Annotated in this window: 7 protein-coding genes; 1 reads left to right on the plus strand and 6 read right to left on the minus strand. The window is 69.7% G+C overall.

What is annotated here, in order from left to right:
• Window positions 1–13 precede the first annotated feature (13 nt).
• The 3 genes from EPAKOI_RS18995 to EPAKOI_RS19005 form a co-directional block, all read right to left on the minus strand.
• A complete protein-coding gene (locus EPAKOI_RS18995; RefSeq protein WP_423194294.1) occupies window positions 14–1,033 on the minus strand; it encodes a GNAT family N-acetyltransferase in 1,020 nt (339 codons plus the stop codon).
• Window positions 1,034–1,111: 78 nt separating this feature from the next.
• Window positions 1,112–2,101 carry an alpha/beta hydrolase gene (locus tag EPAKOI_RS19000; protein ID WP_423194295.1) on the minus strand — a complete coding sequence of 330 codons (990 nt, stop codon included), beginning with the start codon at window positions 2,099–2,101 and terminating at the stop codon, window positions 1,112–1,114.
• A 22-nt stretch (window positions 2,102–2,123) separates the two neighbouring features.
• Window positions 2,124–3,767, minus strand: a complete 1,644-nt coding sequence (locus EPAKOI_RS19005) for a cyclic peptide export ABC transporter (RefSeq protein ID WP_423194296.1) — start codon at window positions 3,765–3,767, stop codon at window positions 2,124–2,126.
• A 205-nt stretch (window positions 3,768–3,972) separates the two neighbouring features.
• Here EPAKOI_RS19005 and fhuF point away from each other — a divergent pair, with 205 nt between their 5' ends.
• Window positions 3,973–4,716 carry a siderophore-iron reductase FhuF gene (fhuF, locus tag EPAKOI_RS19010; protein ID WP_423194297.1) on the plus strand — a complete coding sequence of 248 codons (744 nt, stop codon included), beginning with the start codon at window positions 3,973–3,975 and terminating at the stop codon, window positions 4,714–4,716.
• Here the strand turns inward: fhuF and EPAKOI_RS19015 are convergent.
• The 3 genes from EPAKOI_RS19015 to EPAKOI_RS19025 all read right to left on the minus strand — a co-directional run bounded on the left by EPAKOI_RS19015 (window position 4,664) and on the right by EPAKOI_RS19025 (window position 8,322).
• Window positions 4,664–4,852 carry a hypothetical protein gene (locus EPAKOI_RS19015; RefSeq protein WP_423194298.1) on the minus strand — a complete coding sequence of 63 codons (189 nt, stop codon included), beginning with the start codon at window positions 4,850–4,852 and terminating at the stop codon, window positions 4,664–4,666. The two genes, fhuF and EPAKOI_RS19015, sit on opposite strands and share 53 nt — an antisense overlap.
• Window positions 4,849–6,009, minus strand: a complete 1,161-nt coding sequence (locus EPAKOI_RS19020) for a PepSY-associated TM helix domain-containing protein (protein WP_423194299.1) — start codon at window positions 6,007–6,009, stop codon at window positions 4,849–4,851. Before EPAKOI_RS19020 ends, EPAKOI_RS19015 begins: the two co-directional genes overlap by 4 nt.
• 75 nt (window positions 6,010–6,084) lie before the next feature.
• A complete protein-coding gene (locus EPAKOI_RS19025) occupies window positions 6,085–8,322 on the minus strand; it encodes a TonB-dependent siderophore receptor (RefSeq protein ID WP_423194300.1) in 2,238 nt (745 codons plus the stop codon).
• Window positions 8,323–8,372: the final 50 nt, after the last annotated feature.

The following is an 8,372-nucleotide window of genomic DNA, read 5'->3' on the forward strand; positions in this document are numbered from 1 at the left end:
GCTGGCAGGGGAATCAGGGGCGCGGTGCGTCCGGCGCCGGCAGCAGCAGGTGCTCGCCGAAGAACCGCTCGCGCAGCAGCATCACCAGCATCGCGCGCTTGTGCGGGAAGTCGAACTCCTTGATCTTCGAGAAGCCTGCCTTGTCCAGGTTGGCAATCTGGCGCACGTGGTCGGCGCGCGGCTCGCCGACGATGCGCTGCGTGCGCGGATCGTCCAGGAACTGGTAGTGCTGGATGGCCGGGAACCACGCGGTCAGGAACTGCTTGCCGCGGAACGCCGGCTCGCCGATCAGCACGTGCCAGCCGCGGTCGTGGTCCTGCGCGTCGTAGAACGGCGCGATGCGGTTTTCCTTGGCCCAGTAGACCTCGAAGTAGCCGAACGGCGTGTCGTCGAACGCGGCAATCAGCGGCAGCATGTGGCGGTCGTCGATCAGCCCCTGCAGATAGGCGCGATGCTTGGCCTCGTCGCCTTCCTCGTTCCAGAAGTACGCCACGTCGGGGTCGTTCATCCAGCGATGCAGCAGCGGCAGGTCGCGCGCCAGTTCGGCGGCGCGCAGCGTCAGCGTCTGGCCCAGCCAGGGGATGTACCGCGCGTAGACCACGCCGGACGGCTTGGGCGGGCGCTGCGGGTGGCGCTTGCCATCCGAGATCGCGTAGCGCAGCGGATACGGGCCGGCGGACGGCGCCAGGTACAACTCCGGCCGCTGCCAGAGCTGGCTGGCGTGCGCGCTGCCGTTGTCGAACACGCCCAGGCTGGCAAGCTGCCGCTCGGCGTCGCGCGATTCGATGCGCAGCCGCAGCGTGCGTGCGGCGCCATGGGCAAAGGCGGCATCGAGCGCGGCCATCGCGGCCGGCACCAGCGCGTCGGCATCGCCATCGAGCAGCTGCAGCGCGTCGGTGTCCAGCGCAAAGCGCGCGAGCTGGCGCTCGTCCTGCGTCACCGTGAGGCACTGGCCGTCATGGCGGCTCGTGCAGCGCAGCGCCGGCTGGGCGGCAAAGGATAGGTGGGTGAAGGCGGGAATCGGAGTCGGCATCGTTACTGTCCTGCGGAATGAGCGGGCATCGCTGCGTGGATCGGCATGCCTGTTGAGACGATGGACGTGGCGCGCGATTTACAGCGCGTCGGCCGTCTGCGGCACCGCCGCCGTGAAGTGCCGGGCCAGCGCCCCGGCGATGTCGTCGAGCGCCTGCCCGGCCTCGGCCACGATGTTCCCCATGCGCAGGAACTCGTGGACCATGCCCGGGTACTCGCGCACGGTCACCGGCACGCCGGCCGCGGCCAGCTTGCGGCCGTAGGCTTGGCCCTCGTCGCACAGCGGGTCGCACTCGGCCAGCACGATCCACGCGGGCGCTACGCCAGCGTGATCGACCGCGCGCAGCGGCGCAAAGCGCCAGTCCTCGCGGTCGCGCGCGTCGCGCAGATACTGGCTGTAGAACCACTCGATCGTGTCGGTATCGAGCAGGTGGCCCTGGCCGTATTGCCGGTGCGATGCCGTGTCCGTGGTGCCGCCCAGCCCCGCGTAGCACAGCACCTGCAGGCAGGGGCGGGGCAGCGTCGGATCGTCGCGCGCGGCCAGCGCCAGCACGGCGCTCAGCGTGCCGCCGGCACTGTCGCCACCCACGGCGATCCGTGCCGGATCGAGCCACAGCGCCGGCGCCTGCGCGCCCAGCCACGCCAGCGCGTCGATGGCGTCATGCACGGCCGTCGGAAACTTGTGCTCGGGCGCCAGCCGGTACGCTACCGACACCACGGCGCACGGCGTGCGCGCGGCCAGCGCACTGCATAGCGCGGCATGGGAGTCCAGGCTGCCCACCGTGAAGCCGCCGCTGTGAAAATGCAGCAGCACGGGCAGCGGATCGCCATCGCCATGCGCACGGGGGGCGTACAGCCGGGCGTCGATGCGCTGGCCGTCGCGCGTGGGAATCGACACCGGCTCGACGCGGGGCAGCGGGGCGGGCGGCAGATCCAGCGCCGTCGACGCCGCGTCGAATTCGCGCCGCGCCTGCGCCGGCGTCAGTTCATGGATGACCGGGCGCTTGCCCGTGGCGGTGGCCATTTCCACCATGTCGAGCAGGGCTTCGAGATCGGGATGCAGGGGCATGGGATACGGGGCTGGGAATGCGTCAGGCGGCGGACGCCACGGGCAGCGGCTGGCTGTGCGCCGGCGCGGCGGAATCGGCCACGATCTGGCCGTTCTCGATCTTGATCATGCGGTCGGCCAGGTCGAAGTAGCGGTCGTCGTGCGAGATCACGAGCACGGCCTTGCCCTGCGCGCGCAGTTCCGGCAACACCTCGCGATAGAAAATGTCCTTGAACAGCGGGTCCTGGTCGGCGGCCCATTCGTCCAGGATCAGCACCGGGCGGCGTTCCAGGCAGGCCACGATCAGCGCCAGCCGCTTGCGCTGGCCCTGCGACAGCGCCTGCGTGCTGAAGCGGCCATCGCGCACGCTGACCTTGTGGCCAAGCTGGAAGCGCGCGATCAGCCGGTTGGCCAGCGCCTCGTCCTGCGGGTCGTGGGCCAGCAGCGTGTCGAACAGGTGGAAGTCCGAGAACACGGCCGAGAACAGCGCGCGATAGTCGGCCAGATGCGCGGCATCGGCGGGCCGGCCGTTGTGCAGCAGGTGGCCCGACAGCGGCGGGTACAGCCCCGCAATCAGCTTGGCCAGCGTGGTCTTGCCGCTGCCGTTGCCGCCCACCAGGAACACGATCTCGCCGGCGTGAAGCGTCAAATCGACCGGCCCCAGCGCAAAGAAGCTGTTCTCGGCCTCGTGGAAGTAGCGATGGCTGGCGCCGTCCAGCGCCACCGACGCAAACGGCGCGGCGGCCGGCGCGCGTGGTGGCGCCTCCGGCTCGGCATCGGCGCCCAGCGCCTCGATACGCGCGTAGGCCACGCGGCCCATGCTCAGCGCCGGCAGCGCGTTGAGCAGCGATTCCAGCGGCGACATGATGTACAGGAACATGATCGTGAACCCGGTCATCACGGCGGGGTCCAGCGGCGTGGCGCGCGGCGCGAACAGCACGCCGCCGATCACCGCGAAGAACAGGAAGCTGCCAAAGCCCAGCGCGACGAAGAAGATCGACAGGCCGCGCGTGCGCGCGCTGCGCACCGCTTCCAGCGTGGTCCCCAGGCTATCGCGCAGGAAACTGCGCTGCTTGTCGTGGTTCAGCTTCAGTTCGCGGGCGCCGGCCACCAGCGCCTTGAACTGGCCGTGCAGCGCATCCTGCGCGGTGCCGGCCTGCTTCAGGTGCACGAGCGCGCGGCGGTGGTTCAGGTGATAGACCCACGAGCCGAGGCCCAGGATCGCGCAGGCGATGCCGAACGTCGGCAGCGACAGCCACGCCAGGTAGCCCAGGCAGCCCAGCACCACCATCGCGTTGGTCAGCACCACGGGAATCACCGACAGGCCATTGGCCACGTGCTGGCTGTCGTCGGCCAGCGCGGCCTGCACGCGCGCGTTGCCGGTCTGCTCGATGTGGGGGTAGGGCGCGCCGATAAAGCGCTCGCAGATCTGCGCCCGGATGCGCGCCAGCGCACTCTGGCTGACGCGCACGAACAGCGTGGACGCCAGCGTGCGGCAGGCCAGCACCGCGATGGCCAGCGCCGCGAACGGCAGCGCCAGCCGCGGCGCGTCGGCGCCCTGGGTGGCCAGCACACGGTTGATCAGCGCGACCATGCTGACGGCGCAAAGGCCCGCGGCAAGACTGGCCCCGGCGGCCAGGACGATGGTCAGCCGCAGTTTGCGCGGCAACGAGGCAATGAGCGACATGCGGGAAGGGGATCGGATCGACACTGTCTGGAAGACGGGTGGCGACGGCCGAAAGTTAGGGCCGGGGCAGGGGTAAATTTCGCGGCGGGCTATCCGTCTGCTGTGGAAAGCGGTGCGCCATGTTTCCTCCGCTCTCCCGCACGCGGGGGGAGGGGCCGGGAGTAAAGGTCAGCGCCTCCAGCACCGCCACCCTCAAGCCCAACCCATGCTTCCCTTCCTGGCCCCTTGTTTTCCCGGCCCGCTGCGCCCCTTCGCCGACCGCCTGTGCCTGGCGGGGCCGGCTGACGCCGTGCCGCAGCCGTGGGTCACTGAGGCGCTGGCGCGCGCCGCGCAGGCGCTGGGCTGCGCCGATCGCCGCCCGCTGGCGGCTGCGTGGTTCCGCGACTACACGAAGGCCGTGCTGCCGGGCGCGCTGGTGGCGGCGGCCGTGTATCGGCGGTGCCTGCCGTTCGACCGGGCGTCGCTGCAGCTCGCGGCAAACGGGTATCTCGGCCGCCTGAACCTGCCCGACGATGGCGAGCAGGCGCCAGCCGGTACCCCGTTGCCGGCCTTGCTGTCACCGCTGGTCCATGTGGAAATGCCGAAGGTCGTCGCGGCGCTGGCCGCGGCTGCCAGGGTGCCCGAGCGATTGCTCTGGTGCACCGGGGGCGTCGCCGCAACCGGCATCGCGCGCCAGGTGGCGGCCCATCCGGCGCTGTCCGCCGGAGCAAGGGAAGAAGTGCTGGCGTGGATCGGCCACGCGGTGTCCGCCGACGGCCTCGCCAATCCGTTGCATGGCGCGTTCCGCCCCGGCGCGGAGCCCGGTGTGCCGGGCGTGGCGCCGGTGCGGCGCATCTGCTGCCTCAGCTACCGGCTGCCGGCGGAAGGCCACTGCGGCACGTGTCCGCGCGTGGCGGTCAGTCCTGCGCGTCCCGCGCGCGCCATTGGCGCCACAGCCACCACGCCGTGACGGCCACGGGCACGCCAAGCCCGACCCAGCACAGCGCGTCCCACGCGCCATCGCCAAAGATGCCGGCGGCCAGCCCTGCCAGCGACAGCGCGCCCAGCAGCCCCGGCATCGGCCACGTATCGTCCATCAGCTTCATGCCTGGTCTCCCGACAACTGCGGTGGCAGCGGCGCGCGCGCGTCCTCGCGGCTGCGGCGCGGCCGCTTGAGCCAGAAGATGAAGCCGGTGACCGTTGCGCCGGCCGTGATGACGGTCAGCAGCGCCCACAGGATCTGCAACGGCCGGCCCGCATAGTCGCCAAAGTGGAACGGCGCCGACAGCAGCAGCACCTGCAGGTACCACGGCATGCCGCGCACGGCGGCCACGCTGCCGTCCCCGGCATCGACCAGCACGATGGCATAGACGCGCTTCTGGAGCTCGGTATGGCCGCGCAGCACCACGCCATAGTGGCGGCCGGTCGAGAATTCGGTATTGGGATAGAACACGAAGGCCGGGTCCTTGCCCGGCACTTCGCGGTGCGCCTGCTCCAGCGCGCGGTCCACCGGCACGAACGTCGCCGGCGTGGGGCGGGGCAGCGTGGCGATCAGGTGCTGGAGCTCGGTCTTCTGCCACACGCCGATGATCAGCGGCGAGAACGACAGGAACGTGCCCGTCAGCCCCACCACCAGCGCCCAGACCATCACGACGATGCCGAACAGGTTGTGCAGGTCGGCCTGCACGATCCGCACCGGCTTGCCGAACCGCACCAGCCCGAACGCCAGCTTGCGCATGAATGGCCCGTAGACCACCAGCCCGCTGATCAGGCTCAGCACGAACAGCACGCCGATGAAGCCGATGAAGAACTGTCCGGGCAGCCCCAGGAACAGGTTCAGGTGTAGCTTCAGGATGAAGCCGCTGAACGTCTCGCCCGGCGGGCCCGGCTTGCGCGTGGCGCCCGTGGCCGCGTCGAACTGCGTGGTCGTGCCGTTGCGCAGCTTCGGCTCTCCGGGCGGGCCCACGCGCACGCCCACGGCATCGGCATCGTCGTCGGCAAACGATATCGACTTGGCCACCTGGCCCGGATGCGCGGCCTGTGCGGCATCGACCAGCGACTGCAGCGGCGGACGCTGCGCCGGCACGGCCACGGTGCGCTCGGCGGCCACCAGGCCGTGGTGCTCCTGGCCCAGCAGGGCGTCGATGTCCTCGTGGAAGATCAGCAGCAGCCCGGTCACGCACAGCACCAGCAGGTTCAGCGTGCAGAGCAGGCTGGTCCAGCGGTGGATGGCATACCAGATGCGCAGGGTGGGGGCTTTCATGTGGGCTCCTGAGCGGCGCGGCCCCGCCGCCGGCAGGTACCGGAGGCGGGGCCGTTCAGGCCGGTGACGCGCAGCTTACCAGCGGTAGCTGGCCGTGCCGATGATGGTGCGGCGGCGGCCGTAGTAGCAGTTGGTCGCGCTGTCGCAGGCCGCCACGTACGTCTTGTCGAACAGGTTGTTGATGTTCAGGCGCAACGTGTAGTGCTTGGCAAACGAGTAGCTGGCGGCCAGGTCGAACAGCGTGAACGCCGGCACCTCGGTCACGTTGGTCTGGTCGTAGGTCTTGCTGACGTAGCGCACGCCGCCGCCCAGCCACACGCCCTGCAGGAAGCCGAAGTTGCTGCCCAGGCGGTAGTCGGCCCACAGCGACGCCATGTGCTTCGGAATGTACTGCGGCGTCTTGCCCGCGTTCGGCGCGCTCGGGCCGGCCGCGGTGACTTCCGCGTCGGTGTACGTGTACGACGCCAGCACGTTCAGGTTCGGCGTGACGGCCCAGGTGCCTTCCAGCTCCACGCCGCGCGAGCGTACTTCGCCAATCTGCGAGAACTGGCCCGACACCGGCGACGTGGTCAGCACGTTTTCCTGCGTCAGGTTGAACAGCGACAGCTGCGCAAAGCTGCGGCTGCCGGCGGGCTGGAACTTCAGGCCGGCCTCGTACTGCTTGCCGGTGGTGGGCTTGGGCGTGCCGCCGCCGAACAGCGTGGTGGCGCCGGTGGGCTCGAACGACGTCGAGTACGAGAAGTACGGCGACAGCCCGTACGGGCCTTCCCACAGCACGCCGGCGCGGCCGGTGAACTTGCCGTCGTTGGTGCCGGTGTTGGCCACGGCGCCCGTTGCCAGCGTCTTGGTGTCGGTATCGACACGCGCCTTGTCGTAGCGGCCGGCGGCCTGGAAGACAAAGCGGTCCGCCACGCGCAGCATGTCCTGCAGGTAGAAGCCGATCTGGCTGCGGCGCACGTCGCTGTCGGTCTGGTAGGCCGTGCGCACGAAGTTGCCGTACTGCGGGTTGAAGATGTTCAGCGGCGGCTCGGTGGTGGCGGTGGGGATGCCGGAGGCTGGCGTCACGGCGGTCTGGCCCAGCAGCCGGTCGAAGTGCGACCACGAGTAGTCCACGCCGGCCAGGATCGTGTGGTCGAAGATGCCGTGCTTGACCTTGACCTGGGCCTGGTTGTCCACCGTGAACACGTCGAACGATTCGCTCGAACGCAGGCCCAGGCGGCGCAGCAGGTACGGGCCGTTGGGCGGGTTCGCCACCAGGCCGCTGTTGCTGCCGATGTTCTCGTAGCTGGCGTACTGGTGCGCGTAGCGCAGGTTCTGGCGCAGCGTCAGCGTGTCGTTGACGCGGTGCGAGAACTCGTAGCCCGCCACGTACTGCTCGCGCTTGAAGCGGTCAAAGCCGGGCTCGCCGGTGAACAGGCTGGTCGGGATCTTCGACCCATTGGCCAGCGGCGTGATGGTGCCCAGCGCGGGCAGGAAGTTGGCGCTGTTGCCGGCGTCGTCGTGCAGGACCTGCGTGTAGAACGTGAAGTTCGTATCGGCGGTCGGGCGCCACGTGATCTGCGGCGCGATGAAGAAGCGGTTGTCGTCGGCGTGGTCGGTCTGGGTGCCGCTGTCGCGCGCCAGCGCGGTCACGCGGTAGAGCACCTTGCCGTCCTGGTCCAGCGCGCCGGTGAAGTCGCCCGAGACTTCCTTGCGGTTGTAGTTGCCGAAGCTCAGGTTGATCTCGTTGGACGACTCCGCCTGCGGACGCTTGCTGACCTGGTTCACCAGCCCGCCCGGCGACGTCTGGCCGTACAGCACCGACGACGGCCCGCGCACGATATCCACGCGCTCCAGGCTGTACGGGTCGATGTCCCAGTAGGCGTAGCCGCCGGACCACGGCAGCTTCAGGCCGTCCAGGTACTGGCCGTTCTGCGCGGCGTTGAAGCCGCGGATGTAGAACGTGCCGCGCCGCGTGTCGACGATCGGCTGCGTGCGCACGCCGGCGCTGTAGCGCAGCGATTCCTCAACCGTGGTCGAGCCCTGGCTGCGGATCTGGTCCGCCGTGATCACGCTGATCGACTGCGGCGTGTCCTCGATCGGCACGTCGGACTTGGTGCCCGAGGTCGACTTCTTGCCCGCCGGCCCGTAGTTCTCGGCCATGGTGTCGGCGCGTACGCTGACCGTGGGCAGCGTGGTTTCGCTGCCCGTGGCCGGTGCGCTGGTCTGCGCGTACGCAGCCTGCATCGATACGGCCAATGCCAGCGCGGTCAGCGCGAACGGTTGACGGCTCCCCTGGGTCTGGCTCGACCCACCGCTTCTACCCCTTTTCATATTTCTCCTGATTTCTGCAGTTTTTCTGATGGCGCGCACATTCTATATAC

Origin of the sequence: Cupriavidus sp. H18C2 (assembly GCF_049393795.1) — a bacterium.
In the GTDB taxonomy this organism is placed as follows: domain Bacteria; phylum Pseudomonadota; class Gammaproteobacteria; order Burkholderiales; family Burkholderiaceae; genus Cupriavidus; species Cupriavidus pauculus_C.

What these genes read in the sequence shown, in the direction of transcription:
- EPAKOI_RS19005 (WP_423194296.1), bottom strand. Translation starts at nt 3,767, where the DNA reads ATGTCGCTCATTGCCTCGTTGCCGCGCAAACTGCGGCTGACCATCGTC.
- fhuF (WP_423194297.1), top strand. Translation starts at nt 3,973, where the DNA reads ATGCTTCCCTTCCTGGCCCCTTGTTTTCCCGGCCCGCTGCGCCCCTTC.
- EPAKOI_RS19025 (WP_423194300.1), bottom strand. Translation starts at nt 8,322, where the DNA reads ATGAAAAGGGGTAGAAGCGGTGGGTCGAGCCAGACCCAGGGGAGCCGT.
- EPAKOI_RS19015 (WP_423194298.1), bottom strand. Translation starts at nt 4,852, where the DNA reads ATGAAGCTGATGGACGATACGTGGCCGATGCCGGGGCTGCTGGGCGCG.
- EPAKOI_RS18995 (WP_423194294.1), bottom strand. Translation starts at nt 1,033, where the DNA reads ATGCCGACTCCGATTCCCGCCTTCACCCACCTATCCTTTGCCGCCCAG.
- EPAKOI_RS19020 (WP_423194299.1), bottom strand. Translation starts at nt 6,009, where the DNA reads ATGAAAGCCCCCACCCTGCGCATCTGGTATGCCATCCACCGCTGGACC.
- EPAKOI_RS19000 (WP_423194295.1), bottom strand. Translation starts at nt 2,101, where the DNA reads ATGCCCCTGCATCCCGATCTCGAAGCCCTGCTCGACATGGTGGAAATG.